This is a genomic window from Georgenia sp. H159, from assembly GCF_035607575.1.
GTDB lineage: Bacteria > Actinomycetota > Actinomycetes > Actinomycetales > Actinomycetaceae > Oceanitalea.
The window spans coordinates 106,321-132,271 of the sequence record NZ_JAYDZY010000012.1; the positions used below are offsets into that span (position 1 = coordinate 106,321).

Genomic DNA, 25,951 nt, shown 5'->3' on the forward strand with positions numbered 1-25,951 from the left:
GGCCGTGCCGCACAGCACCGCCCGGAGGTGGCGTCGTCCCCAGCCGGTGCCCCGCGGACGCCGGGTCTTCGGGCCCGTCCGTGACGCTGGTCGCGGAGGTGGTGGCCCGTGGCCGCGAAGGACGAGCTCGGTGCCGTCGGTGAGCAGATCGCCGTGTCGATGCTCCGGGCGGACGGCTACCAGATCCTCGGGCGCAACTGGCGGTGCCGCGACGGCGAGATCGACATCGTCGCCCGCGACCCGGGGGCCGACGCGATCGCGTTCGTCGAGGTCAAGACGCGCAGCGGCACCGGGTTCGGGCACCCCGCCGAGGCAGTGGGGCCGGTCAAGCTCCGGCGGCTGCGTCACCTGGCCGCGCGCTGGTTGAGCGAGCACGACGTCAGTGCCGCCGAGGTCCGGATCGACGTCGTCGCCGTCCTGCGGAGGCGCGGCGCGTCCGCGCTCGTCGAGCACCTGCGGGCGGTGGGCTGAGTGGGCCTGGCGCGCACGTGGTCGGTGGCGCTCGTCGGCGTCGAGGGCCACCTCGTGCAGGTCGAGGCGCACGCGGCCAGCGGTCTGCCGGCGTTCATCCTCGTCGGCCTGCCGGACACCTCGCTGTCCGAGGCCAGGGAGCGGGTCCGCGCGGCCGTCACGTCCAGTGCGGTGCCGTGGAACGCTCGCCGCCGCACCGTCAACCTGTCCCCGGCGTCCCTGCCCAAGGCCGGCTCGGCCTTCGACCTGGCGATCGCGGTCGCCTGCATGGGCGCGGACGGCCTGCCCGCCGCCGAGCACGCCGGCCGGGTGGTCCACCTGGGGGAGCTCGGGCTCGACGGGCGGGTGCACCCGGTCCGCGGGGTGCTGCCGGCCGTCGCCGCCGCGGTCGCCGCGGGCAGGCCCGACGTCGTCGTGCCCGCCGCCAACCTCGCCGAGGCACGGCTCGTCCCGGGTGCGCGCGTCCGCGCGGTGCACCACCTCGCCGAGCTGGCGCGTGACTACGGTGCCGACGTCACCCCGCCGGTCGCCGTGGCCGGTGTGCCGCGCGGTGTCCAGGCGCGTCCCGCCCCGCCCGACCTCGCCGACGTCATCGGGCAGGGTGACGCCCGGTTCGCGCTCGAGGTGGCTGCGGCGGGTGGCCACCACCTCCTCATGGTCGGCCCGCCGGGAGCGGGCAAGTCGATGCTCGCCGCCCGCCTGCCCGGGGTGCTGCCGGACCTCGACGACGCCGACGCGCTGGAGGTCACCGCCATCCACTCCGTGGCGGGCACCTTCGACCCCGGCGGCGGTCTGCTGCGTCGGCCGCCCTTCGAGGACCCCCACCACACCGCCACGGCGCAGGCCATCGTCGGCGGCGGGTCGGGTGTCCCGCGGCCCGGGGCCGCGTCACGGGCCCACCGCGGGGTGCTCCTGCTCGACGAGGCCCCGGAGTTCGCCCGCCGGGTGCTCGACTCCCTGCGCCAGCCGCTCGAGCACGGCGAGATCGTCGTCCACCGCGCCCGCGGCGCCGCGCGCTACCCGGCACGCTTCCAGCTCGTGCTCGCCGCCAACCCGTGCCCGTGCGGCAAGGCGTCGGGCAAGGGCCTGGACTGCACGTGCACGCCGCTCGAGCGGCGCCGGTACCTGGCCCGGCTCTCCGGCCCGCTGCTCGACCGTGTCGACCTCCAGATCGACGTCCCCGCCGTCACGCGCGCCTCGGCGGCGCTCGGCTCGCTGGGAGAGGGCAGTGAGGCGGTCGCGGCGCGGGTCGCCGCGGCTCGCGCGGCGCAGCGGGAACGGCTGGCCGGAACCCCGTGGCGGACGAACGCCGAGGTGCCCGGATCGTGGCTGCGCTCCTCGGAGCACGGCCCCGGGCCCGCGCCGCGCGCCGTGCTGGAACGCGCCCTGGACTCCGGGACGCTGAGCCTGCGCGGCATGGACCGGGTGCTCAAGATCGGCTGGACGATCGCGGACCTCACCGGCAGGGAGCGGCCCGACCTCGACGAGATCGGTGCCGCGATGAGCCTGCGGATCCGGGGCGGGACCCATGCCTGAACCCGGGTTCGACATCACCGACCCGCGGCTCGCTGCGGCCGCCTGGACCCGCATCGCCGAGCCGGGGGACGCCGCGGCCGGGATCCTGCGGGCCCACCTCGGGCCCGACGGCGCCCTCGAGTGGCTCGTCCACCTCTCCCGCCGAGGGTGGTCGGGCAGGCTCGTCCCCCCGGGTGGCGGCACGGGGGCCACCGCCGTCCCGGCGTGGGAGGAGTGCGCCGACCGGTGGCTGCCACGGCTGGAGAACCTCGACATCCGGCGTGAGCTGTCAGTCCTCCACGCCCTCCGGGGACGGCTGGTGGTCCCCGGCGACGACGAGTGGCCGGCCGCCCTGGACGACCTCGCCGAGCGGGCGCCGGCCGCGCTGTGGGTGCGGGGCGCGGGGCGGCTCGACGCGGGCCGGCCGACCGTCGCCGTGGTCGGTGTGCGCGCGAGCACGGGGTACGGGGAGCACGTGGCGGCACAGCTGGCGATCGACCTCGCCGAGCGGGGCGTCGTCGTCGTCTCCGGTGGCGCCTACGGGATCGACGCGGCCGCCCACCGCGGCACGCTCAGCGTCGGGGGCACCACCTGGGCCGTGCTCGCCGGGGGAGTGGACCGCCTGTACCCGGCCGGCAACGCGACGTTGTTCGAGGCCGTCCTCACCGACGGGGTGGTGGTCGCCGAGGCCGCGCCCGGCTCGGTGCCGCGCCGTCACCGCTTCCTCGAGCGCAACCGCCTCATCGCGGCGCTCGGGCAGGTCTGCGTCGTCGTCGAGGCCGCGTGGCGCTCCGGCGCGCTGAGCACCGCCCGCCACGCCGCGGCCCTGCTGCGTCCCGTCGCCGCCGTGCCCGGGCCGGTGACGTCGATGACGTCGGCCGGGTGCCACCGCCTGCTGCGGGAGACCGACGCGGTGTGCGTGACCGACGCGGCCGACGTCCTCGAGCTGCTCGCGCCCAGCGGGCAGGACCTCGCTGCCGACCGACCCGTCCAGCCCGGCCTCCTCGACGGGCTCGACCCGCTCGGTGCCCGGGTGCTCGACGCCCTCCCGCTGAAGGCCGCCGCGAACCTCCCGAGCCTGGCCCGGGCCGCCGGGCTGAGCGATCGGGAGGTGCGGGCCGGGGTCGGGCGCCTGGAGCTCAGTGGGCACGTCGAGCGCACCGGCGCCGGATGGCGCCGCTCCCATCACCCCGGCAGGGGCCTTCCGTGATCTGCGTCACACAGGTAGCGTGCTGAGGACAACGACGTTCAGGTGCCGGCAGCTCGCACGACGACGGACGCCTGCGCGCCGGCCGAGCCAATGGAGGCACGAACATGGCAGGGAACAAGGCAGTCGCCTACAAGGAAGCCGGGAAGGTCGAGGTCATCGACATCGACTACCCCACCTTCGAGCTCAAGGACGGGCCGGGCGTCAACCCGGCCAACGTCGGACGCCAGGTGCACCACGGCGTCATCCTCAAGACCGTCGCCACCAACATCTGCGGCTCGGACCAGCACATGGTCCGCGGACGCACGACGGCCCCACCCGACCTCGTGCTCGGCCACGAGATCACCGGTGAGGTCGTCGAGGTCGGGCGGGACGTGGAGTTCGTCAAGAAGGGCGACCTCGTCTCGGTGCCCTTCAACATCTCCTGCGGCCGCTGCGTCAACTGCAAGAAGCGGCGCACCGAGATCTGTCTCAACGTCAACCCCGACCGCCCGGGCAGCGCCTACGGCTACGTCGACATGGGTGGCTGGGTCGGTGGCCAGGCCGAGTACGTCCTCGTGCCGTACGCGGACTGGAACCCCCTCGTCTTCCCCGACAAGGACCAGGCGATGGAGAAGATCCTGGACCTGGCGATGCTGTCGGACATCCTGCCCACCGGCTACCACGGCGCGGTGAGCGCGAAGGTGGGGACCGGGTCGACGGTCTACGTGGCCGGCGCCGGGCCGGTCGGCCTCGCCGCGGCCGCCTCCGCCCAGCTGCTCGGTGCCGCCGTCGTCGTCGTCGGTGACTTCAACACCGAGCGGCTGGCCCAGGCGCGCAGCTTCGGCTGCGAGACGATCGACCTCAACAAGGGGGAGCCGCAGGAGCAGATCGAGGACCTGCTCAAGGTCCCGGAGGTCGACGCCGCCATCGACGCCGTCGGTTTCGAGGCCATGGGTCACGGCGGCAAGGAGGCGCCGGCGACCGTGCTCAACAGCGTCATGGGCATCGTCTCCGCCGGCGCGTCGGTCGGCATCCCGGGCCTGTACGTCACGGGCGACCCGGGCGGCATCGACGAGGCCGCCCAGCGTGGTGCGCTGTCCATGGACTTCGGCACCGGGTGGGCGAAGGCGCTGACCTTCGTCACCGGCCAGTGCCCCGTGATGAAGTACCACCGCGGCCTCATGCAGGCGATCCTCAACGACCGGATCCACATCGCCAAGGCCGTCAACGCCGAGGTCATCGGCCTGGAGGACGCGCCGCGCGGTTACGCGGAGTTCGACAAGGGCGCGGCCAAGAAGTACGTCATCGACGCCCACGGCTCGGTCCGCTGAGCGCGACGCGCCCGGCGGTGAGGGTTGCCCTCACCGCCGGGACGCGTCACGGTGAGCGCGTGCACGACATCGACGAGCTCCTCGACGCCTTCGGGCGCCACCTCGACCTGCAGCGGGGACTCTCGGAGCACACCGTGCGTGCCTACCGCTCCGACGTGCGGTCGCTGCTCGCGACCCTCGCTCCCGACGACGGCGAGGAGTCCGACGTCGTCGACCTCACCGGCCTCGACCTCACCGCCCTGCGCGCCTGGCTGGCCCGGCAGGCCCGTGGCGGGCGCTCGCGCGCGACGGTCGCGCGACATGCGGCGGCCGCCCGGACGTTCTGCGCGTGGGCGCACCGTCAGGGACACCTCGCCACGGACGTCGGGCTGCGCCTGCAGAGCCCCCGCGCCGACAAGCGCGTGCCGCAGGTCCTCGCCGTCGACGAGGCCGCCCGGCTCCTCGACCTCACCGCCGAGCTCGCCCGCGACGGCGACCCCGTCCACCTGCGCGACTGGGCCACCCTCGAGCTGCTCTACGCCACGGGGGTGCGTGTCGCCGAGCTCGTCGGGATCGACGTCGGCGCCGTCGACCGCCGCGAGCGGACGGTGCGGGTGCTCGGCAAGGGTGGCGCCGAGCGGGTGGTCCCCTTCGGCACCCCCGCCGACCGCGCCCTCGGGGCGTGGCTCGACCGGGGCCGCCCCGAGCTCGCCACCGACACCTCCCCGCCGGCGCTCTTCCTCGGTGCCCGGGGCGGTCGTCTCGGGGTCCGGTCGGTGAGGGGACGCGTGCACCACCTCACGGCGCTCGCCGGCGTCCGGGACCTCGCACCCCACGGCCTGCGGCACAGTGCCGCGACGCACCTGCTCGCCGGGGGGTCGGACCTGCGCACCGTCCAGGAGGTCCTCGGGCACGCCTCGCTCGCCACCACGCAGCGCTACACCCACGTGACCCCCGAGCGGCTGCGCGCCGCCTACACCCAGGCCCACCCGCGCGCCTGACACCCGGCCCCCGTCCCTGTCGGGACCGGGGGCCGGGCCGGCCGTGGAGGCCGGTCCCGGCCCGGTGCGGCGAGCCCTACGCCGGGTGCACCTCGTCGCGGTAGACGAAGTGCGGCGTCGTCCCGGGGTCGGTGTGCGCGTTGAGCAGGTGCAGCAGGTCGAGGTTCCAGTCCTGGACCGTCACGGTGACCAGGTCGCTCTCGGGCATCGTCGAGTGGACCCAGAAGTGGAAGTGGTCGTGGTCGTCGTCCACGACGTCGACCCAGTCGCCGTCGAACATGTGGGCGGGCACCTTGTCGAGCACCGCCGACCCGTAGGAGGACTGGCCGTTCGTCCAGCCGTGCCGGCCGACCCGGGTGCCGTTCCGCCCGGTCAGCACCACGGTGAGGTCCCGGACGTCGAGCGGCCCGTTGTTGTGCACCCGCACCTTGAACGATGCGGAGTCGCCGGGGTTGAGCACCCCGCCGTCGGGGTTCACGGCGTACATCTCGACGACGAGGTAGCGGTCCGCGTAGGTCTCGGCCGCCTCCCGGAGGTCGGCCAGCACCGTGTTGGGGGTGCCGGGGGCGGCGATGCCGGGCGCGTTCGCGCCGAGCTCCTGCCCGGACGGCCGTGACGTGGTGGCAGTCATGGTGGTGGTTCCTGTCCTGTGAGTGGCCCGGTCCTGGTGACCGGACACCGACGACGCTAGGAGCGCGGGACCGGCCGGGCCGAGGGGGAAAGCCCTCGTCCCACCCCCACATCTGCGCCCCGATAACCCCTGGGACACCTGTCGTCGGCGCACTAGCCTGGACCCGTGGAGCACTCCACGGGCAGCCCCGGCGCCCGGGTGGTGGGCCGGGCCGCGGAACGGGGGCGGGTCGAGGAGTTCGTCACCCGTCTCCCGGTCGAGCCACGGTCGCTGGTGGTCGTGGGGGACGCGGGGATCGGCAAGACGACGCTGTGGTCCTACGGCGCCGACCTGGCGCGTGCGGCGGGCCACCAGGTGCTCACGGCCCGTCCGGCCGAGGACGACTGGCCGACGCCCGGCCTGGGGCTCGGTGACCTGGTGGGCGCCACGATCTCGACCGTGCCGTGGGACGGGCTGCCGCCCGAGCAGCCCGCCGATGCCGCGCGGCTGTTCCTCGAGCACGTGCGGACGCTGTCGGCCGTCCGGCCGGTGGTGCTGGCCGTGGACGACATCCAGTGGCTGGACGACCTCACCCTGCGGCTGGTCCGGCACGTGCTGCGCCGTCTCGGTGGGCACCCGGTCGCGCTGCTCGCCACGGCGCGGACGTGGGGCCAGGCCGGTGCCCAGCTGCCGCCCCGGCACGCGCTGACCGACGCCGAGGTGCTGCAGCTCGGCCCCCTCACCGTCCCCGAGCTGCGCGACGTGCTCCATGCCGACGGCGCCCGGCTCACCCGGCCCGACGTGTGCCGGATCCACGAGGTCGCCGGGGGCAACCCGATGTTCGCGATCGAGCTCGGCCGGTACTGGCAGCACGGCGAGCAGCAGGCCGTGCGCCGCACCCCACTGGCCCTGCTCACCGAGCAGGTGGAGTCGCTGCCCGCGGCGGGGCGCGCCGTGGTGGAGACCGTCGCGCTGGCCGGGCCGTCGCCGCTCTCCCTGGTCAGCGCCGTGCTGGGAGTGGACGACCTGCTGGACCACCTCACCGGACCGGTCGCCGCGCTGGTCGAGGTCAGCGACAGCTATGTGCTGAGGTGTGCCCACCCGCTCGTCGCCAGCGCCACCCGCGCCGCCATCGCGCCCGCGACCCGCCGCCTGCTCCACGCCCGTCTCGCCGACCTCGTCGAGGACCCGGTCGAGCGCGCACGGCACCTGGCGCGCGGCCTCACCCGGACCTCGGAGGAGGCCGCTGCGACGCTCGAGGTCGCCGCCCGGCTCGCCGCCCGGCGGGGCTCGGCCGCCACCGCCGCCGAGCTCGCCGCCCACAGCATCCGGCTGACCCCCTCGCGGGCGCACCACCGGGCCGTGCCGCGCCGGCTGGCCGAGGTGACGTTCCGGGCCGCCGCGGGACAGATGGCGCTCGCGGTCGCGCTCGCCGACGACCTGCTCGCCGACCTGCCACCAGGGCCGGAGCACGCCCGGGTGCTCGCCCAGCGCGTGCTGCTCGACTTCGGGGGTGCCGAGGACTACCTGCGTCGAGCGCTGGCCGACGTCGGGGACGACGACGGGCTCCGAGGAGTACTGCTGGACCTCCTCGGTTGGCAGCTCGGGCTGTTCAAGGGGCGGGTCCACCCCGCCATCACGCACTGCGAGGAGGCACTGGCGATCGCCCGGGCCCGTCGGGACGACGAGGCGGTAGCGCGCGCCGCGGCCACCCTGTCCACCGTCTCCCTGCTGGCCGGCGTGCCGCGGCGGGAGCTGATGGCGGAGGCCGAGCTGCTCTCGCGGAGCGGGTCCAGCCAGCCGCTGGGAACCCTGCTGCGGGTGTGGCCGGGTGTCTTCCGGGCACGCCAGGCGCTGTGGGACGGCGACCTGCCCGTGGCGCGCGCCGGCCTCGAGCACGCGAGCCAGGTGGCGCAGACCCTCGGCAGCGAGTTCCAGCGGCCCTACCGGTTGCGGGACCTCGCCATGCTCGAGCTGGCCGCCGGAAGGCTCGACCGGGCCCGGCTGCTCGTGCGCGACGGGCTCGAGGCGGCCGCCGACGCCGGCAACGACCAGGCGACGGTGTGGCTGAGCCACCCGGCCGGGATGCTCGCCGCCCTGCGTGGCGAGCGCAGCGACGCGCTGTGGGCGGCGGAGCGGCTGGAGTGGTGGGCGGCCCGGGTGGACGAGCCGTTGCGGCTCGCCACGGCCGCCGAGGTACGCGGCCTGCTCGCCGCCACCGAGGGCGACTGGGCCGCCGCGCTGGAGCACCACCGTCGCGGCGTGTCCCGGCTCGACGAGCTCGGGATCGTGCACCCGGGCTTCCTGCCCGTGCTGCCCAGGGCCGTCGAGGCGGCCTGCATGGTGGGGGACGCCGAGCAGACCGGGCTGCTCGCTGGCGCCCTCCGGGCACGTGCGGAGCAGGTCCGAGCCCCGTGGGTGGACGCCACGCTACAGCTGGCACGGGGGCAGGCCCTCCTGGTCGCCGGTGAGCCGGGCGAGGCCGCCGACGTGCTCCTCGACGCCCGGGCCCGGTTCTCCGTGCTCGGGTACGTCCTCGACGCCCGACGGTCGCTGTACTTCTCGGCCATGGCACGGCTCCGGTCCGGCCACCGGACGGCGGCGCGCGACGACCTGGAGCACTGCCGGGACGCGTTCACCGCCGCCGGGGTCCTCGGCTGGGCCCGGCTCACCGACGAGTCCCTCCGGCGGCTCACCGCACGCCGCGGGTCCGAGCTCACCCCCACCGAGCAGCGCATCGCCGAGCGGGTGCACGCGGGCCTGCGCAACCGGGAGATCGCCGCCGAGCTGTTCGTCAGCGACTCCACGGTCGAGGCCCACCTCACGCGCATCTACCGCAAGCTCGGCGTGCGGGGACGGCAGGACCTCGCCACCTGGTCCGCACGCCGGGCGGGTGGCACCGGCTGACCGCGGCGCCGCGGACCGGACGCCCCGGACCGGACCCGCGACCGCCACCGGTGCCGCCGGCGGTCCGGTACCCGTCCGGCGCGGTCAGCCGCCGGTACCCTCCCCCGCCGCCGTCAGGTGCCCCCGTGGAACGGCAGCAACCGGATCACGACGTCCCCCTCCAGCAGGCTCAGCGGGTCGAGGTAGCCGTCCCGCCCACGCCGCGCGCCCCAGTGCAGGCAGTGCTCGGGAGCGCAGTGGCCGACGCCCGTGAGGTGACCGAGGACCTCGCCGGCGCCCACCCGCTGTCCCCGCCGGACGGTGGCCAGGAGCGGCTCGTAGGTGGTGCGCACGCCGTCGGCGTGGTCGACCGACACGACCCCCCGGCCGGCGACCGTGCCGGCGAAGGCGACGACGCCCTCGGCCGCCGAGCGGACGGCGGCCCCGTCTGCCAGCGCGAGATCGACGCCGCGGTGCCCGGCCGCCCAGCGCTCGGGCGGTGCCGCGAACGCCCGGACCACCTCCCCCTCCTCGCCCGTCGGCCACCCGTAGTCCACGCGCGCCGCACCCACCACCTGGGCCGTGGCATGCGGTGTCCCGCCCGGGGCGGGTGCCGGCTGCTGCACCAGCAGCACGGCCCCGCCGACGACGGCGAGGGTCGCCACCGTTACCGCCGCACCACCTCCCGTGCCCATGCGCCGAGGATGAGCCACCGGCACCGCCCGCCGCGGCCGGTCCACGCAGCGCTGTGGACCGCGGGACGGCCCGGCGGCACGGGGAGCATCCCGGCCGGAGCCGTCCCGGACCGCGCGCGGACTGTGCTGTCGGCGACACCGGGCCGGCGGCCGGCGGCGAGCGGCGGTGCGGTAGCATGATCACCGCAACCGGAGCGATCTGGTTGACATCGCGTGCCCACACATCGCAGTCGCAGTCTTTCGACCCAGTGACGCGAGGCGGCCGGCGCGGTCCCGCCCAGCGGGTGCCGGCAGTCGTGAGCACCAGGAGTGGCGGCCACCCGGCCGCCAGCAGACAACCACAATGCGGGCAGCGCAACGGCACGGCCGTGGCTGCCCGCCCGACGTGCGGACACCCGCACCGGAAAGGACGAGCCATGGCCGTCGTCACCATGCGACAGCTCCTCGAGAGCGGCGTCCACTTCGGGCACCAGACCCGACGCTGGAACCCCAAGATGAAGCGCTTCATCTTCACCGAGCGCAACGGCATCTACATCATCGACCTGCAGAAGTCGCTGACCGACATCGACCGCGCGTACGAGTTCGTCAAGGAGACGGTCTCGCACGGCGGCAGCATCCTGTTCGTCGGCACCAAGAAGCAGGCGCAGGAGGCGGTGGCCGAGCAGGCCGCACGCGTCGGCATGCCCTACGTCAACCAGCGCTGGCTGGGCGGCATGCTCACCAACTTCACCACCGTGCACAAGCGGCTCCAGCGCATGAAGGAGCTCGAGCAGATCGACTTCGACGACGTGGCGGGTTCCAGCCACACGAAGAAGGAGCTGCTCATGATGCGCCGCGAGAAGGAGAAGCTCGAGCGCACCCTCGGCGGCATCCGCGACATGGTCAAGGTCCCCTCCGCCGTGTGGATCGTCGACACGAAGAAGGAGCACCTCGCCGTCGCCGAGGCGCGCAAGCTCAACATCCCCGTCGTCGCGATCCTCGACACCAACTGCGACCCGGACGAGGTCGACTACGGGATCCCCGGCAACGACGACGCCATCCGCGCCGTCGGTCTCCTCACCCGGGTCATCGCCGACGCCGCGGCCGACGGACTGGTCACCCGCCACGGTGGCGGCTCCGGTGCCGCCGCGACCGAGGCCGAGCCGCTCGCCGAGTGGGAGCGTGAGCTGCTCGCCGCCAACGAGGGCGAGCAGAGCGACCACTCCACCCCCGTCGGCGCCGAGCAGACCGATGGTGCCGTCGAGGCCGCCCAGCACGCCGCCGGTGCGACGAACGACGCCGAGGAGGTCGCAGCCGCGGCCGAGGCCGGCGAGGAGTCCGCTCCCGTCGTCGACGGCGAGAGCCCCGACGCCACGCAGGTGCCCGACAACGCCCCGGCGACGGACGCCCCCGCGGCCGACGAGCCCCCCGCCAGCCAGGCCTGAGCCCCGACCCCGACTGGAGAACACACATGGCGAACTACACCGCCGCTGACATCAAGGCACTGCGCGACAGGACCGGCGCGGGCATGATGGACGTCAAGAAGGCCCTGGACGAGGCCGACGGCGACGCCCAGAAGGCCATCGAGATCATCCGCGTCAAGGGGCTCAAGGGCCTGGCCAAGCGCGAGGACCGCGCCGCCTCCGACGGCCTGGTCGCCATCGAGGTCGTGCCCGACGGCGACGGCGAGACCGGCGTCATGGTCGAGCTGAACTCGGAGACCGACTTCGTCGCGAAGAACCAGGTCTTCATCACCCTCTCGGAGAAGGTGCTGGCGGCCGCGGTGGCCTCCGGCGCCACCGACGTCGACGCGCTGCTCGCCGCCCCCACCGGCGACACGACCGTCGGCGCCCTCGTCGACGAGCACGCCGCCACCCTCGGCGAGAAGCTCGTCGTGCGCCGCGTGGCCCGCGTCTCGGGCGAGAAGGTGGCCAGCTACCTGCACCGCACCGCCAAGGACCTGCCCCCGCAGGTCGGCGTGCTCGTGGCCACCGACGCCGCGGGCGCGGAGGTCGGGCGGGACGTCGCGATGCACATCGCGGCCTACAGCCCCACCTACCTCACCCGTGAGGACGTCCCCGAGGACGTCGTCGCCAACGAGCGCCGCATCGTCGAGGAGACCTCGCGCAACGAGGGCAAGCCGGAGGCCGCGTTGCCGAAGATCATCGAGGGCCGGATGAACGGCTTCTACAAGGAGGCCGTCCTCCTCGACCAGCCCTACGCACGCGACCCGAAGACCTCGGTCGGTAAGGTCGTCGAGGGTGCGGGCGGGACGATCACGGCGTTCGCCCGATTCCGCGTCGGCGCCTGACCAGCTGTCCGGTGGCCCCGGTCCCACGTGGGGCCGGGGCCACCCGCGTACCATCACCCCGGAGGTCTGCATGAACGTCCCGCCCGACACGCACCCGGCGTCCCGCACGCCGGCACGCCGCGTGCTCCTCAAGCTCTCCGGCGAGGTCTTCGGAGGAGGGTCGATCGGGCTCGACGCGGACGTCGTGTCCGGGGTCGCCCGGCAGATCGCCGACGCGAACCGGGCGGGCGTCGAGATCGCCATCGTCGTCGGGGGAGGCAACTTCTTCCGCGGCGCCGAGCTCTCCAAGCGGGGACTGGACCGGTCCCGGGCCGACTACATGGGCATGCTCGGCACGGTGATGAACGCCCTCGCCCTCCAGGACTTCCTCGAGCAGGCCGGGGTGCGCACCCGCGTGCAGACCGCCATCACGATGGGGCAGGTCGCCGAGCCGTACATCCCGCTGCGCGCCGTCCGCCACCTGGAGAAGGGCCGCGTCGTCGTCTTCGGCGCCGGTGCGGGGATGCCGTTCTTCTCCACCGACACCGTGGCCGCCCAGCGCGCCCTGGAGACCCACTGCGACGAGGTCCTCGTCGGGAAGAACGGAGTCGACGGCGTCTACACCGCGGACCCCGCCGTGGACCCGCACGCGACGAGGCTCGACCACGTGACCTACGCCGACGCCCTGCGTCAGGGGCTGCGGGTCGTGGACGCCGCGTCCTTCTCGCTGTGCATGGACAACGGGCTGACGATGCGGGTGTTCGGCATGAACGAGCCGGGCAACGTCACGCGGGCCCTGCTGGGTGAGAAGATCGGCACACTGGTGACGGTCGACGGCGGCGGCGACGCCCCGACGGCCGGCAACGACGGCGCGCGCGCGGCCGCCGGCGACGAGACGAAGGAGCTACGGTGATCGACGAGATCCTCCTCGAGACCGAGGACAAGATGGACAGGGCTGTCGAGGCGGCCGGCGAGGACTTCGCCGCGATCCGCACCGGCAGGGCGAACGCGGCGATGTTCAACAAGATCCTCGTGGACTACTACGGCGCGCCCACCCCGCTGCAGCAGCTCGGGTCACTCACCATCCCCGAGGCCCGCACCGTGCTCATCCAGCCCTACGACCGTGGCGCCACCCAGGCGATCATCAAGGCGCTGCGCGAGTCGGACCTCGGGGTCAACCCGACCGACGACGGCAACGTCATCCGGATCGCCCTCCCGGCCCTCACCGAGGAGCGCCGCCGCGACTACGTCAAGCTCGCCAAGACCAAGGCCGAGGACGCCCGGATCTCCATCCGCAACCACCGCCGCAAGGCCAAGGACGAGCTCGACCGGATGAAGAAGGACGGCGACGTCGGCGAGGACGAGGTCGACCGCGCCGAGAAGGAGCTCGAGGGCCTGACGAGGAAGCGCGTCGAGGCCGTCGACGAGCTCCTCGCCGGCAAGGAGCGAGAGCTGCTCGAGGTCTGAGCATGAGCACCACCGGCGGCGACCCTCCGCTCACGCGCCGGCAGATACGCCTGATCCAGGAGGGTGCCCAGCGGTCCATGGTCACCCCGCCGCCCCCGAAACCGACCGGCCGGGCCGGGCGCAACCTCCCGGCCGCGATCGCGGTCGGCCTCGGCCTGCTCGCCGTCCTGCTCGCCAGCCTCTTCGTGCGCGAGGAGGCCTTCGTCGTGCTCGCGCTGGCGGCCACCTCGGGGGCGCTGTGGGAGTTCGCGCGTGCCGTCGGCACCCGCGGCATCTCCGTGCCGCTCCTGCCGCTGTGGGTCGGCAACGCCGGCATCCTCGTCTCGGCCTACAGCGCCGGGCCCGCCGCGATGCTCGTCGCCTTCTTCCTCACCGCCGGCGGGGTCCTGGTGTGGCGGGTGCTCGACGGCGGGGGGCTGGACGCCGTCCGCGACGCCGGCACCGGTCTGCTCGGGTCCGCGTACGTCTCCTTCCTCGCCGGCTTCGCCGTCCTGCTCCTCACCCACGACAACGGGCCGTGGCTGGTGCTCACCCTGGTGCTGTGCGCGGTCGCCAACGACACCGGGGGCTACATCGCCGGCGTGCTCCTCGGCCGCCACCCGATGGCTCCCTCGATCAGCCCGAAGAAGTCGTGGGAGGGCGCCGCCGGGTCCTTCCTCCTCGCGGCGGGCGTCGGCGTCGCGCTGGCGACGCTGGCGCTGGACGCGCCGTGGTGGCTGGGCCTGGTGCTGGGCGCCGCCGCCGTCGTGACGGCCACCGTCGGCGACCTCGCCGAGTCGCTCCTCAAGCGTGATCTTGGGCTCAAGGACATGGGCACGTTGCTGCCCGGACACGGCGGGATCCTCGACAGGATCGACTCCCTGCTCATGACCGCGCCCGCGAGCTACCTCCTGCTGACGACGTTCGTCGGCTGACATCCAGGAACATCTGGAAGAATCGGCCCCGCCATGTCGACCACCTCCCTGCCCCCGACGCCCGGCGCTGCCGGTGAGCGTCCCCAGCTGACCTTCACCGCGCGCCGCCGCGGCAAGCCGCCGCGGCACCTCGCCGACCTCACCCGCGAGGACCGGGCGCAGGTCCTGCGCGAGAAGTCGCTGCCCGGCTACCGCGCGGACCAGCTCTCCCGCCACTACTTCAGCCACCTCACCCGTGACGACGCCGAGATGAGCGACCTCCCGGCCGTGGGCCGAGGTGAGCTCGTCGAGGAGCTGCTGCCCGAGCTGCTCACCGAGGTCCACACCCTCAAGGCCGACGGCGGGGCCACCCGCAAGGCGCTGTGGAGCCTGTTCGACGGCGCCAAGGTCGAGTCCGTGCTCATGCGCTACGCGGAGCGCGCCACGCTGTGCGTCTCCTCGCAGGCCGGCTGCGGCATGGCGTGCCCGTTCTGCGCGACCGGCCAGCAGGGGCTCACCCGCAACCTGTCGACGGCCGAGATCGTCGAGCAGGTCCGGGTGGCCGCCGCGGACTGCCGCGACGGGCTCCTCAGCGGTGGCCCCACCCGGCTGACCAACGTCGTGTTCATGGGCATGGGGGAGCCGCTGGCCAACTACCGGGCGGTCGTCGACGCGGTGCGCCGGATGGTCGAGCCGAGCCCCGCCGGCTTCGGGCTGTCCGCCCGCAACGTCACCGTCTCCACCGTCGGGCTCGTCCCGGCGATCGACAAGCTCGCGAAGGAGGGCCTGCCCGTGACGCTGGCCGTGTCCCTCCACGCCCCGGACGACGGCCTGCGCGACGAGCTCATCCCGATCAACTCCCGCTGGAAGGTCGGTGAGCTGCTCGACGCCGCCCGCCGCTACTTCGACGCCACCGGGCGGCGCGTGAGCATCGAGTACGCCCTCATCCGCGACATCAACGACCACCAGTGGCGCGCCCAGCTGCTGGCGGACGAGCTCCTCGCCCGCGGCAAGGGCTGGATCCACGTCAACCCGATCCCGCTCAACCCGACGCCCGGGTCGAAGTGGACGGCCTCCGACCCGCACGTGGAGGACACCTTCGTGCGGACCCTGCGCAGCGCCGGCATCCCGACGACGGTGCGCGACACCCGCGGCAGCGACATCGACGGCGCGTGCGGGCAGCTCGCGGCCGAGGCGCTGGCCACGTCGGCTCCCAAGGTCGGTGCCCCCGAGGTGAAGGAGCCCACGCGATGAGCACCCCGTTCCCCGTCGTCGGACGCACGAGCACCGGCTACCACCGTGAGCAGGTCGAGGAGTTCTTCGCCCGCGCCCGGCACGCCTACGAGGCGGGCAGGGCGAGCAGCACCGACGGGGAGCTCACCGAGGCCGACGTCCGGTCCGCGGCCTTCGACCTCGTCCGTGCCGGCTACGCCACCGGACCCGTCGACTCCGCCCTCGACCGGCTCGAGGCCGCGCTCGTCCAGCGCCGGCGGGACACCTTCATCGCCGAGCACGGCCAGCAGGCCTGGATGGACCGGACCGCCGAGCTCGCGACGACGCTCTACCCGCGGCTCGTCCGGCCCGCGGGCGAGCGCTTCGCCGCCCCAGAGCAGGGCCGCGGCTACGACCGCGCGGCCGTCGACGCCCTCATGGACCGGCTCGTCGCCTACTTCGACGCGGACGGCGACCTCACGGCCACCGAGATCCGCGCCGTCACCTTCCCCTCCGCGCGCCGCGACAGGGCCTACGCCGAGGGCGTCGTCGACGCCTACCTCGACCGCGCCGTCGAGGTCCTCCTGGCCGTCGAATGACCACCCTCACGCTGCTCGGCTCGACCGGGTCGATCGGCACCCAGGCGCTGGAGGTCGTCGCCCGCGGCGGGTACGAGGTGCGGGCGCTGGCGGCCGGGGGAGGGAACCTGCGGCTCCTCGCCGAGCAGGTGGTCGACCACGAGGTCCCGGTCGTCGCGGTCTCCCGGGGGAGCGCCGAGGACGTGCGGGCCGCCGTGTCGGCCGTCGCGACCCAGCGGCGCCGGCCCGTGCCGACGGTCGAGGTGCTCGTCGGGCAGCAGGCCGCCACCGAGCTCGCCGCCGGTGGCAGCGACGTCGTCCTCAACGGCATCACCGGCTCGGTCGGCCTGGAGCCGACGCTGGCGGCGCTGCGGGCCGGCTCACGCCTCGCCCTGGCGAACAAGGAGTCCCTCGTCGTCGGCGGAGCGCTCGTGCGGGCCGCCCGGCAGCGGCCCGACCAGATCGTGCCGGTCGACTCCGAGCACTCGGCGATGGCGCAGGCGCTGCGCTCCGGTGAGCCCCGGGAGGTCTCCCGGCTCGTCCTCACGGCCTCCGGTGGACCGTTCCGCGGGCGCCGGCGCGAGGAGCTCACCGGCGTCACCGCGGCCCAGGCGCTGGACCACCCGACATGGGCGATGGGGCCGGTCGTCACGGTCAACTCCGCGACGCTGGTGAACAAGGGGCTGGAGCTCATCGAGGCCCACCTGCTCTTCGACGTCCCCGTCGAGGACATCACCGTCGTCGTCCACCCGCAGTCCGTCGTCCACTCGATGGTCGAGTTCGTCGACGGCTCCACCATCGCGCAGGCCTCCCCGCCGGACATGCGCCTGCCGATCGCGCTGGCGCTGTCCTGGCCGCACCGCCCCGAGCGCGCGATCGCCCCGTGCCGCTGGGACGAGGCGACGAGCTGGACCTTCGAGCCCCTCGACGAGGAGACCTTCCGCGGCGTGCGGCTCGCCCGCCAGGCGGCTGCCGCCTCGGCCACCCACCCCGCCGTGCTCAACGCCGCCAACGAGGAGTGCGTCGCGGCCTTCCTCGCCGGACGTCTCGGCTTCCTGGCCGTCACCGACATCCTCGAGCAGGTCCTCGCCGAGCACGACGGCGCGCCCGCCGACGGCCTCGACCTCACCACCGTCCACGCCGCCGAGACCTGGGCCCGGGGCCGCGCGCGCGAGCTGGCACCATGAGCTTCCTCGTCGGTGTCCTCGTCCTCGTCGTCGGGCTCGTCGTCTCGATCGCGCTCCACGAGGTGGGCCACCTCGTCCCCGCCAAGCGCTTCGGCGTCAAGGTGAGCGAGTACTTCGTCGGCTTCGGCCCCACGCTGTGGTCACGACGCCGCGGTGAGACCGAGTACGGCCTCAAGGCCGTCCCGCTCGGGGGCTACGTCCGGATGGTCGGCATGTACCCGCCCGGCCGCGCCGACCGCCCGGTCCGGCGCCGGCGCGACGGGCGGGTCACCCTCGTCGAGGAGGCCCGGGAGTACTCCCTGGCGGAGGTCGGGCCCGGTGAGGAGCACCGCGCCTTCTACTCCCTCAGCGTGCCCAAGAAGCTCGTCGTCATGCTGGGTGGGCCGGTGATGAACCTGCTCATCGCCGTCGTGCTCCTCACCGTCGTCCTCGTCGGCTTCGGCGTGCCGGCCTACACCGCCACGCTCGGCAACGTCCAGGAGTGCCTGCCCGCGGACCCGGCCGCCACCGAGTGCGCGCCCACCGACCCCGCCGCGCCCGGCGCCGTCGCCGGCCTCCAGCCCGGCGACACCGTGCTGTCCTGGGCCGGCCGACCCGTGGAGACGTGGGACGACGTGCGGGAGTCCATCGCCGACGCCGGTGCTCGCCCGGCGAGCGTCGTCGTCGAGCGCGACGGGCAGGAGCGGACCGTCACGGTGACTGCCGCGCTGACCGAGCGGCCCGTCGTCGTCGACGGGGAGGTCCGCACCGACGACGACGGCGAGCCGGTGACCGAGCCGCAGCCCTTCGTCGGCATCGGTCCCACGGCCGCCCTGGTCCGCCAGCCCGTGACCGCCGTGCCCGGGAGGGTCGCGGGGGCCGTCGGCGCGACCGTCGAGGTCGTGCTCACCCTGCCGCAGCGGATCGTCGACGTCGCGCAGGCCGCCTTCGGCACCGAGGAACGGGACCCGGGCGTGGTCGGGCTCGTCGGCGTGGGCCGCTTCGCCGGGGAGATCGCATCCATCGACAGCGAGAGCTACGGCGTCGTCGAGCGCACCGCCGACATGCTCGGCCTGCTCGCCTCGCTCAACCTCGCCCTGTTCGTGTTCAACCTCGTCCCGCTGCTCCCGCTCGACGGGGGACACATCGCGGGAGCGCTGTGGGAGGGGCTGCGCCGGCGGGTGGCGGCGTGGCGCAACCGGCCCGACCCCGGCCCGACCGACGTGGCCCGGCTGCTGCCGCTGACCTACGTCGTCGTCGCGGTCATGGTCGGGATGAGCCTCCTGCTCGCCTACGCCGACATCGTGCGACCCGTCACCCTCACCGGCTGAGCCGTGCGCGTACCGGGGAGCGTGGGGGATACTGCTCGGGTGAGTACTCCGATCTCCCTGGGCATCCCGACCGTCAAGGAGGAGCCACCCGTGCTGGCTCCGCGCAGGCCGACCCGCAAGATCCGGGTCGGCGACGTCGAGGTGGGCGGCGACGCTCCCGTCAGCGTCCAGTCGATGACGACGACCAAGACGCACGACATCAACGCCACCCTGCAGCAGATCGCCGAGCTCACCGCCTCCGGCTGCGACATCGTGCGCGTGGCCTGCCCCACGGACAAGGACGCCGAGGCGCTGCCGATCATCGCCAAGAAGTCCCAGATCCCCGTCATCGCCGACATCCACTTCCAGCCCAAGTACGTGTTCGCGGCGATCGAGGCAGGCTGTGGCGCGGTGCGGGTCAACCCGGGCAACATCCGCAAGTTCGACGACAAGGTCAAGGAGATCGCCCAGGCCGCCTCCGACGCCGGTGTCTCGCTGCGGATCGGCGTCAACGCCGGCTCGCTCGACCCCCGCCTGCTCAAGAAGTACGGCAAGGCCACGCCCGAGGCGCTCGTGGAGTCCGCCGTGTGGGAGGCCTCGCTCTTCGAGGAGCACGGCTTCCACGACTTCAAGATCTCCGTCAAGCACAACGACCCCGTCGTCATGGTGCGTGCCTACGAGATGCTCTCCGAGCGCGGCGACTGGCCGCTGCACCTCGGCGTCACCGAGGCCGGCCCCGCCTTCCAGGGCACCATCAAGTCCGCCACGGCCTTCGGTGCGCTCCTGTCCAAGGGCATCGGGGACACCATCCGCGTCTCCCTCTCCGCGCCGCCGGTCGAGGAGATCAAGGTCGGCAACCAGATCCTCGAGTCGCTCAACCTGCGTCCTCGCAAGCTCGAGATCGTCTCCTGCCCCTCGTGCGGTCGCGCCCAGGTGGACGTCTACAAGCTGGCGGACGACGTCACCGCGGGCCTCGAGGGCATGACGGTGCCGCTGCGCGTCGCGGTCATGGGCTGCGTCGTCAACGGGCCCGGGGAGGCCCGCGAGGCGGACCTCGGGGTGGCGTCGGGCAACGGCAAGGGTCAGATCTTCGTCAAGGGTGAGGTCATCAAGACCGTCCCGGAGGACGAGATCGTCGAGACGCTCATCGCCGAGGCGAACCGGATCGCTGCCGAGATGGGCCTTGAGCCCGAGTCGGGCGGCCCGGTCGTCTCGGTGAGCTGAGCGGCGATGCTCGGTCGGTGGCTGCAGCCGGCGAGCGTGCGGGTGCGGCCGCTCCGTGAGGAGGACCGCTCGGCGGCGCTCGAGCTGTGCGCCGTCGACCCCGTCGCCAGCGTCCTGGCGGCCGTCCAGGTGGAGCAGCTCGGCAGACGCCGGATGCCGGGGGCCGAGCTGCTCGGCCTGTGGCAGGAGGGCCGGCTGCGTGCCCTGTGCTGGTCCGGTGCCAACCTCGTGCCCGTCGCCGTCGACGAGCCCGAGCTGGTCGACGCCGTGGCGGAGCACGTGCGCGGCCGCGGACGGCGGGCGTCCTCGATCGTCGGGCCCGCCGAGCAGGTGCTGCCGCTGTGGGACCTCCTCGGCCCGTCGTGGCTGCCGGCGCGCGAGGTCCGCGCCGACCAGCCCTCGATGGCGATCTCCGGGCCCCCGGCCCTCGACCCGGACCCGCGGGTGAGGCTGAGCCGGGTGGACGAGCTCGACGTCGTGGTCCCGGCCTGCGTGGCCATGTTCACCGAGGAGGTCGGCTACTCGCCGGTGGCCTCGGGCGGCGCCTATGCCGCCCGTGTCCACGAGCTCGTCACCACCGAGCGCTCCTACGTGCGGATCGAGGACGCGCCCGAGGGCCGACGGGTGGTGTTCAAGGCCGAGGTGGGTGCCTGCGCACTCGGCGTCGCGCAGATCCAGGGCGTGTGGGTGCACCCCGAGCACCGCGGGGAGGGCATCGCGGCGCCGGCGATGGCGGCCGTCGTCGAGGACGTGCGCCGGCGCACCGCCCCGACCGTCTCCCTCTACGTCAACGGCTACAACGCCGCTGCCCTGGCGACCTACCGCCGCACGGGCTTCGAGCAGGTAGGAACCTACGCCACCGTCCTCTTCTGACCCGCCGAAGCCCCCCTCCTTCGCCGAGAGCGGAGTTGTTGCACGCAACAACTCCGCTCTCGGCGAGGGAGGGAGGGGCGAGCCGTGGGGGCGGGCCGACCGCACGCTACGCTGGCTCGCGTGCTGATGCGGATGTCGACCCTGTTCCTGCGGACCCTTCGTGACGACCCGGTGGACGCCGAGCTGCCGAGCCACCGGCTGCTCGTGCGGGCCGGCTACATCCGTCGGGCGGCCCCCGGGATCTACACCTGGCTGCCCCTCGGGCTGCGCGTGCTGGGCAAGATCGAGGCCGTCGTCCGTGAGGAGATGGTCGCGGCCGGTGCCCAGGAGGTCCACTTCCCGGCGCTGCTGCCGCGTGAGCCGTACGAGGCCACCGGCCGGTGGACCGACTACGGCCCCAACCTCTTCACGCTCAAGGACCGCCGCGAGAACGACTACCTGCTCGCGCCCACCCACGAGGAGATGTTCACCCTCCTCGTCAAGGACCTGTACTCCTCCTACAAGGACCTGCCGCTCACCCTCTTCCAGATCCAGACCAAGTACCGCGACGAGGCCCGCCCACGCGCCGGCCTGCTCCGCGGGCGCGAGTTCATCATGAAGGACGCCTACTCCTTCGACGTCGACGACGCCGGGCTCGAGCGGTCCTACCGCACCCAGCGCGACGCCTACGAGCGCATCTTCACCCGGCTGGGCCTGGAGTACGTCATCGTCGCCGCCACCAGCGGCGCGATGGGCGGCTCCCGCTCGGAGGAGTTCCTCTTCCCGACGCCGTCGGGCGAGGACACCTTCGTCCGCTCGCCGGGCGGGTACGCCGCCAACGTCGAGGCCGTGCGGACGGCGGTGCCCGAGCCCGTCGACGCCACCGGGCTCCCGCCCGCCGAGGTCCGTGACACCCCCGACTCGACGACGATCGAGACGCTCGTCGCGCAGGCGAACGCGCTCTACCCGCGGCCCGACCGGCCCTGGACGGCCGCGGACACCCTGAAGAACGTCGTGCTGTCCCTCGCCCACCCGGACGGCACCGAGGAGCTCGTCGTCGTCGGCCTGCCGGGGGACCGGGAGGTCGACCTCAAGCGGCTCGAGGGTGCCCTCGAGCCGATCGTCGTCGCCCCCGCGACCGACGAGCAGATCGCCCGGCGGCCCGAGCTCGTCAAGGGCTACATCGGCCCCGCCGTGCTGGGGCCGAACGCCGGCGACGGCGAGGACCGCACCTCCCTGCGCTACCTGCTCGACCCCCGCGTCGTGCCGGGCACGAGCTGGATCACCGGCGCGGACGCCGAGGGCACGCACGTCTTCGGGCTCGTCGCCGGTCGCGACTTCACCGCCGACGGCACCATCGAGGCCGCCGAGGTCCGTCCCGGCGACCCGGCGCCGGACGGCTCGGGACCGCTGGAGCTGGCCCGCGGGATCGAGATCGGCCACGTCTTCGCCCTCGGCCGCAAGTACGCCGACGCGCTGGGTCTGAAGGTCCTCGACGAGAACGGCAAGGCCGTCACGGTGACGATGGGCTCCTACGGCGTCGGGGTGAGCCGCGCGCTGGCGGCGGTGGCCGAGGCGACCTGCGACGACCTCGGCCTCGCGTGGCCGATGGGCCTGGCTCCCTTCCACGTCCACGTGCTGGCCACCGGCAAGGACCCACAGGTCTTCGCCGAGGCGGAGCGGATCGGTACCGAGCTGACCGCACAGGGTGTCGAGGTGCTCCTCGACGACCGGCCGCGGATGTCCGCGGGCGTGAAGTTCGCCGACTCCGAGCTGCTCGGCATGCCGCTCGTCCTCGTCGTCGGCCGCGGCCTGACCGAGGGGAAGGTCGAGCTGCGGGACCGCGCGACCGGTGAGCGGCGGGAGCTGCCCGTCGGTGACGCCGTCGCCGCGGTGGGCGAGGCCGTCCGTACCGCGCTCGCCGGCTGAGCGGTGCCTCGCGGGGGAGTGGTGCGCGCGCTCGCCGCGGCCCTGCTCGCCGCCGTGGCCCTCACCGGCTGCGGTGTCCGGCTCGACACGCCGCCGCCGGAGGTCCCGGTGGCGGACGCCACCGAGCAAGCCCGTCAGGACGCCGCCCGGGCGGCGGCGGACCTCCACGGCGCCGCGCAGGCGGCCCGGGCCACGCTCACCGGTGACGAGGCGCTGAGCGCGGTGCTCACCGCAGTCGAGACGACGTCCACCGAGCACCACGCCGCGCTGGGCGGGGTGTGGGAGCCCTGGCCCGGCTCCGGCCCCGAGGCCACCCACCCCGCACCGCAGACCGCCCCGGCACCGACCGCGGAGGCGGTCGACGCGAGCCCTGCCGCCGTCCTCGCCCTCCTGGAGGAGTCGGCGGCCGCGGCCCGTGAGGGGGCGCTCGCTCACGGCGGGGACCTCGGCCGGCTCCTCGCCGCGGTCGCGATCTCCCGGACGTACCAGGCGGCCGACCTCGCGCGGGCACTGTCCGTCCCCGCCGAGACGCTCCCCGCCGCGCCCCTGCCCGCACCGGAGCCGGGCACGGTCCCGGCGGACACCTCCCGGGCGCTCGACGCCGCCCGGTACGCCCTCGAGGTCGTGGCGGCCCGCAGCAGCGGAGGGCAGCGGGCGGCCGCCGTCGCGCGTGCCGAGCACCTCTCCGAGGTGGCCGGCGGCGTCGACCCCGAGGCGGACCGCCGCGACGTCGCCTACGACATCACCGGCGCCGAGGGACGGTCGCTGGCGGCCGCGGCGGAGCTCGACGTCGTGCGCGCCTACGTCGCCGCCCTCGCCGAGGAGGACGCGGACCGGGAGGCGGTCCTCGCCGCCGCCACCCACGCCGCGGGGCAGGCCCGGACGTGGGATGGCACACTCCCGCCGCTGCCCGGCCTCTCCTGACGGGCGGGACCCGCACCCCGGGTAAAGTGTGGGAGTTCCGGAGCCACCAGTCGAGGAGATCACCATGAGCCGCCCGTCGGACGTCGCAGCCACGCTGCGTGCCGTCCTCGAGCCCGTCGTCACCGACGCCGGCCTGTACCTCGAGGACGTGAGCACCAGCGCTGCGGGCCGGCGCAGCGTCGTCCGGGTCGTCGTCGACCTCCCCGACGGGCCGGGTGGCGTCGACTCCGACGCCCTCACCGACGTCTCCCGCGCGGTGTCCGCGGCCCTCGACGACGTCGACGTCGTCCGGGGCGCCTACACCCTGGAGGTCTCCACGCCCGGTGTGAGCCGGCCGCTGACCACCGCCCGTCACTTCAGCCGCGCCCAGGGCCGCCTCGTGCGCCTGCGCACGAGCTCCGGCGAGGTCCGCGGTCGGGTCGTCGAGGTCGCAGGCGAGGACGTCGTCGTCGACACTGGGACGCGACAGGTGGTGGCGCTCGCGGACATCACCTCGGGCACCGTCGAGCCCGAGCTGGCGCGTCCGGCGCAGGACGCCGGAGAGGGCTGAGGAGGACACATGGACATCGACATGACCGCCCTGCGGTTGATCGAGAGCGAGCGCGAGATCAGCCTGGACGTGCTGGTCGGCGCGATCGAGGAGGCGCTCCTGCTCGCCTACCAGCGCACGCCCGGGGCCGCGGAGCGCGCCCGAGTCGAGGTCGACCGGCGGACCGGGCGCGTGACCGTGCTCGCGACCGAGGTCGACGAGGAGGGCAACGCCGTCGGGGAGTTCGACGACACCCCCAGCGGCTTCGGCCGGATCGCCACCGCGACCGCCCGCAGCGTCATCGTCCAGCGCCTGCGGGACGCCGAGGACGAGCAGGTCATGGGCACGCTGCGGAACCGCGCGGGCACCCTGATCGCCGGCGTCGTCCAGCAGGGCCGTGACCCGCGGACGGTGTTCGTCGACATCGGTGACCTCGAGGCCGTCCTGCCCGCGCACGAGCAGGTGCCCACCGAGACCTACCGCCACGGTGACCGGCTGCGCGCCTACGTGCTCGAGGTGACGCGGGGCGCCAAGGGCCCGTCCGTCACGCTCTCGCGCACCCACCCCAACCTCGTGCGCGAGCTCTTCGCGCTCGAGGTGCCGGAGGTGGCCGACGGCACCGTCGAGATCATGGCGCTGGCTCGGGAGGCCGGGCACCGCACGAAGATCGCGGTCGCCACCTCCGTCCCCGGGCTCAACGCCAAGGGCGCCTGCATCGGCCCGATGGGCCAGCGGGTGCGGGCGGTGATGAGCGAGCTCGGCGGGGAGAAGATCGACATCGTCGACTACAGCGAGGACCCGGCCCGGTTCGTCGCCAGCGCGCTCTCCCCGGCGCGGGTGTCGAGCGTCGAGGTCGTCGACCTCGAGGAGCGGTCGGCGCGCGTCGTCGTCCCCGACTTCCAGCTGTCGCTGGCCATCGGCAAGGAGGGCCAGAACGCCCGGCTCGCCGCCCGGCTCACGGGCTGGCGGATCGACATCCACTCCGACACGGAGGACGACCAGCCGCAGGACTGAGCCCGGCGACGGCGGCGTGTGAGGAAACACACCGGCGCGTGCGCAGGGGGCTCGCGCTGTCCTCCGCCGGGCTGTGGGGGTAGACTTCCCGACGGGCCGCAGCCCGACATGCTATGACGACGCCACCTCTTCCCCCACCTCCAGGCGAGGGACAGGTGCGCACGTGCGTAGGGTGTCGAGCCACGGGCCCACGGTCCGTCCTCGTGCGGGTCGTCCTCGTCCCCCACACGCTGCGTGCGGTGGTGGACGAACGGACGGACGCTCCTGGGCGGGGGGCCTGGTTGCACGCCGACCAGACCTGCCTGGACCTCGCCGAACGCCGGCGGGCGTTCCCCCGGGCCCTGCGTTGCGCAGGACCGGTGGACACCGCCGCCGTCACGGAGTGGTTCAGCACCATGACCGGGTCAGACCTGACTCGGCACACGTCATCGACGAAGAAAGCGGGTTGGAAGCCGATGGGCACCCGATGAGTACCCAGCGATGAGCACCCAGCACTAGAACGGCCTCTCCCTGTCTCGGGATGGGCCGAGACAGGAGAAATGTGGCAAAGCTTCGCGTCCACGAGCTCGCCAAGGAGCTCGGCGTCGACAGCAAGACGGTCCTGGCCAAACTGAGCGAGCTCGGAGAGTTCGTCAAGTCGGCCTCCTCGACCGTCGAGGCTCCGGTCGTGCGCCGTCTGCGGGAGGCAATTCCCGCGCCGACGGCGGCCGACGACAAGCCGGCACCGAGGAAGACCAAGCCGAAGGCACCTGCCGCCACGGCCGAGTCGGCACCCGCGCCGGCCCCGGCAGCACCGGCACCCGCCGCACCGGCCGCCAAGGCCGAGCCGGCCCCCGCAGCGCCGGCACCCGCAGAGCCGGCACCCGCAGCGCCGGCGCCGCCCGCGCCGCCCGCACCGCAGGCCCCT

At 74.2% G+C, this 25,951-nt stretch carries 25 protein-coding genes; 23 read left to right on the top strand and 2 right to left on the bottom strand.

Annotation, left to right across the window (positions count from 1 at the left end; all coding sequences use genetic code 11):
* Positions 1–108 precede the first annotated feature (108 nt).
* The 5 genes from VR894_RS15710 to VR894_RS15730 all read left to right on the top strand — a co-directional run bounded on the left by VR894_RS15710 (position 109) and on the right by VR894_RS15730 (position 5,486).
* On the top strand, positions 109–471 hold the full coding sequence (locus VR894_RS15710) for a YraN family protein (RefSeq protein WP_324653032.1): 363 nt from the start codon (positions 109–111) through the stop codon (positions 469–471).
* Positions 472–2,007 carry a YifB family Mg chelatase-like AAA ATPase gene (locus VR894_RS15715; protein WP_324653033.1) on the top strand — a complete coding sequence of 512 codons (1,536 nt, stop codon included), beginning with the start codon at positions 472–474 and terminating at the stop codon, positions 2,005–2,007.
* Complete coding sequence (gene dprA / locus VR894_RS15720; RefSeq protein ID WP_324653034.1) at positions 2,000–3,196, top strand: DNA-processing protein DprA; 1,197 nt, start codon at positions 2,000–2,002, stop codon at positions 3,194–3,196. The genes VR894_RS15715 and dprA overlap by 8 nt, the downstream gene beginning before the upstream one ends.
* A gap of 104 nt (positions 3,197–3,300) precedes the next feature.
* On the top strand, positions 3,301–4,506 hold the full coding sequence (gene fdhA / locus VR894_RS15725; protein ID WP_324653035.1) for a formaldehyde dehydrogenase, glutathione-independent: 1,206 nt from the start codon (positions 3,301–3,303) through the stop codon (positions 4,504–4,506).
* 59 nt (positions 4,507–4,565) lie between these two features.
* On the top strand, positions 4,566–5,486 hold the full coding sequence (locus VR894_RS15730; RefSeq protein ID WP_324653037.1) for a tyrosine recombinase XerC: 921 nt from the start codon (positions 4,566–4,568) through the stop codon (positions 5,484–5,486).
* A 76-nt stretch (positions 5,487–5,562) separates the two neighbouring features.
* Here VR894_RS15730 and VR894_RS15735 read toward each other — a convergent pair whose 3' ends face one another.
* Positions 5,563–6,117 carry a hypothetical protein gene (locus tag VR894_RS15735; protein WP_324653039.1) on the bottom strand — a complete coding sequence of 185 codons (555 nt, stop codon included), beginning with the start codon at positions 6,115–6,117 and terminating at the stop codon, positions 5,563–5,565.
* 165 nt (positions 6,118–6,282) lie between these two features.
* On the opposite strand from VR894_RS15735, the gene VR894_RS15740 reads away from it, so the two are divergent.
* Entirely contained in the window at positions 6,283–9,003 is a 2,721-nt protein-coding gene (locus VR894_RS15740) for a helix-turn-helix transcriptional regulator (protein WP_324653040.1), read from the top strand.
* Positions 9,004–9,116: 113 nt separating this feature from the next.
* Here VR894_RS15740 and VR894_RS15745 read toward each other — a convergent pair whose 3' ends face one another.
* Positions 9,117–9,677, bottom strand: coding sequence for a M23 family metallopeptidase (locus VR894_RS15745; protein WP_324653041.1), 561 nt, complete (start codon positions 9,675–9,677; stop codon positions 9,117–9,119).
* 416 nt (positions 9,678–10,093) lie between these two features.
* Here VR894_RS15745 and rpsB point away from each other — a divergent pair, with 416 nt between their 5' ends.
* The 17 genes from rpsB to VR894_RS15830 form a co-directional block, all read left to right on the top strand.
* On the top strand, positions 10,094–11,101 hold the full coding sequence (gene rpsB, locus VR894_RS15750; RefSeq protein WP_324653042.1) for a 30S ribosomal protein S2: 1,008 nt from the start codon (positions 10,094–10,096) through the stop codon (positions 11,099–11,101).
* A 26-nt stretch (positions 11,102–11,127) separates the two neighbouring features.
* Positions 11,128–11,967 (top strand): translation elongation factor Ts, encoded by an 840-nt coding sequence (gene tsf, locus VR894_RS15755; RefSeq protein WP_324653043.1) that lies wholly within the window; start codon positions 11,128–11,130, stop codon positions 11,965–11,967.
* Positions 11,968–12,037: 70 nt separating this feature from the next.
* Positions 12,038–12,859: a UMP kinase gene (gene pyrH / locus VR894_RS15760; RefSeq protein WP_324653045.1), complete on the top strand. Its 822-nt coding sequence runs from the start codon at positions 12,038–12,040 to the stop codon at positions 12,857–12,859.
* Positions 12,856–13,413 (top strand): ribosome recycling factor, encoded by a 558-nt coding sequence (gene frr, locus VR894_RS15765; protein WP_324653047.1) that lies wholly within the window; start codon positions 12,856–12,858, stop codon positions 13,411–13,413. The genes pyrH and frr overlap by 4 nt, the downstream gene beginning before the upstream one ends.
* Positions 13,414–13,415: 2 nt before the next feature.
* Positions 13,416–14,327: a phosphatidate cytidylyltransferase gene (locus VR894_RS15770; protein WP_324653049.1), complete on the top strand. Its 912-nt coding sequence runs from the start codon at positions 13,416–13,418 to the stop codon at positions 14,325–14,327.
* Between the two features lie 33 nt (positions 14,328–14,360).
* Positions 14,361–15,560: a 23S rRNA (adenine(2503)-C(2))-methyltransferase RlmN gene (gene rlmN, locus VR894_RS15775; RefSeq protein WP_324653051.1), complete on the top strand. Its 1,200-nt coding sequence runs from the start codon at positions 14,361–14,363 to the stop codon at positions 15,558–15,560.
* On the top strand, positions 15,557–16,117 hold the full coding sequence (locus tag VR894_RS15780; protein ID WP_324653053.1) for a DivIVA domain-containing protein: 561 nt from the start codon (positions 15,557–15,559) through the stop codon (positions 16,115–16,117). The genes rlmN and VR894_RS15780 overlap by 4 nt, the downstream gene beginning before the upstream one ends.
* Positions 16,114–17,283 carry a 1-deoxy-D-xylulose-5-phosphate reductoisomerase gene (gene dxr / locus VR894_RS15785; protein ID WP_324653055.1) on the top strand — a complete coding sequence of 390 codons (1,170 nt, stop codon included), beginning with the start codon at positions 16,114–16,116 and terminating at the stop codon, positions 17,281–17,283. The genes VR894_RS15780 and dxr overlap by 4 nt, the downstream gene beginning before the upstream one ends.
* Positions 17,280–18,593 (top strand): RIP metalloprotease, encoded by a 1,314-nt coding sequence (locus tag VR894_RS15790; protein ID WP_324653057.1) that lies wholly within the window; start codon positions 17,280–17,282, stop codon positions 18,591–18,593. The genes dxr and VR894_RS15790 overlap by 4 nt, the downstream gene beginning before the upstream one ends.
* A gap of 39 nt (positions 18,594–18,632) precedes the next feature.
* Positions 18,633–19,796, top strand: a complete 1,164-nt coding sequence (gene ispG / locus VR894_RS15795; RefSeq protein ID WP_324653059.1) for a flavodoxin-dependent (E)-4-hydroxy-3-methylbut-2-enyl-diphosphate synthase — start codon at positions 18,633–18,635, stop codon at positions 19,794–19,796.
* Positions 19,797–19,802: 6 nt separating this feature from the next.
* The gene (locus tag VR894_RS15800) at positions 19,803–20,669 is read left to right on the top strand and encodes a GNAT family N-acetyltransferase (protein WP_324653061.1); all 867 of its coding nucleotides are present in this window, start codon (positions 19,803–19,805) and stop codon (positions 20,667–20,669) included.
* 120 nt (positions 20,670–20,789) lie between these two features.
* A complete protein-coding gene (locus tag VR894_RS15805) occupies positions 20,790–22,577 on the top strand; it encodes a proline--tRNA ligase (RefSeq protein WP_324653063.1) in 1,788 nt (595 codons plus the stop codon).
* A 21-nt stretch (positions 22,578–22,598) separates the two neighbouring features.
* Positions 22,599–23,501: a hypothetical protein gene (locus tag VR894_RS15810; RefSeq protein WP_324653065.1), complete on the top strand. Its 903-nt coding sequence runs from the start codon at positions 22,599–22,601 to the stop codon at positions 23,499–23,501.
* A gap of 64 nt (positions 23,502–23,565) precedes the next feature.
* Entirely contained in the window at positions 23,566–24,051 is a 486-nt protein-coding gene (gene rimP / locus VR894_RS15815) for a ribosome maturation factor RimP (RefSeq protein WP_324653066.1), read from the top strand.
* Positions 24,052–24,060: 9 nt separating this feature from the next.
* Positions 24,061–25,044 (top strand): transcription termination factor NusA, encoded by a 984-nt coding sequence (nusA, locus tag VR894_RS15820; protein ID WP_324653067.1) that lies wholly within the window; start codon positions 24,061–24,063, stop codon positions 25,042–25,044.
* 113 nt (positions 25,045–25,157) lie between these two features.
* Positions 25,158–25,514 (top strand): YlxR family protein, encoded by a 357-nt coding sequence (locus tag VR894_RS15825; RefSeq protein ID WP_324653069.1) that lies wholly within the window; start codon positions 25,158–25,160, stop codon positions 25,512–25,514.
* Between the two features lie 71 nt (positions 25,515–25,585).
* The coding region (locus VR894_RS15830; RefSeq protein ID WP_324653070.1) for a translation initiation factor IF-2 N-terminal domain-containing protein at positions 25,586–25,951 on the top strand (366 nt) is incomplete at its 3' end.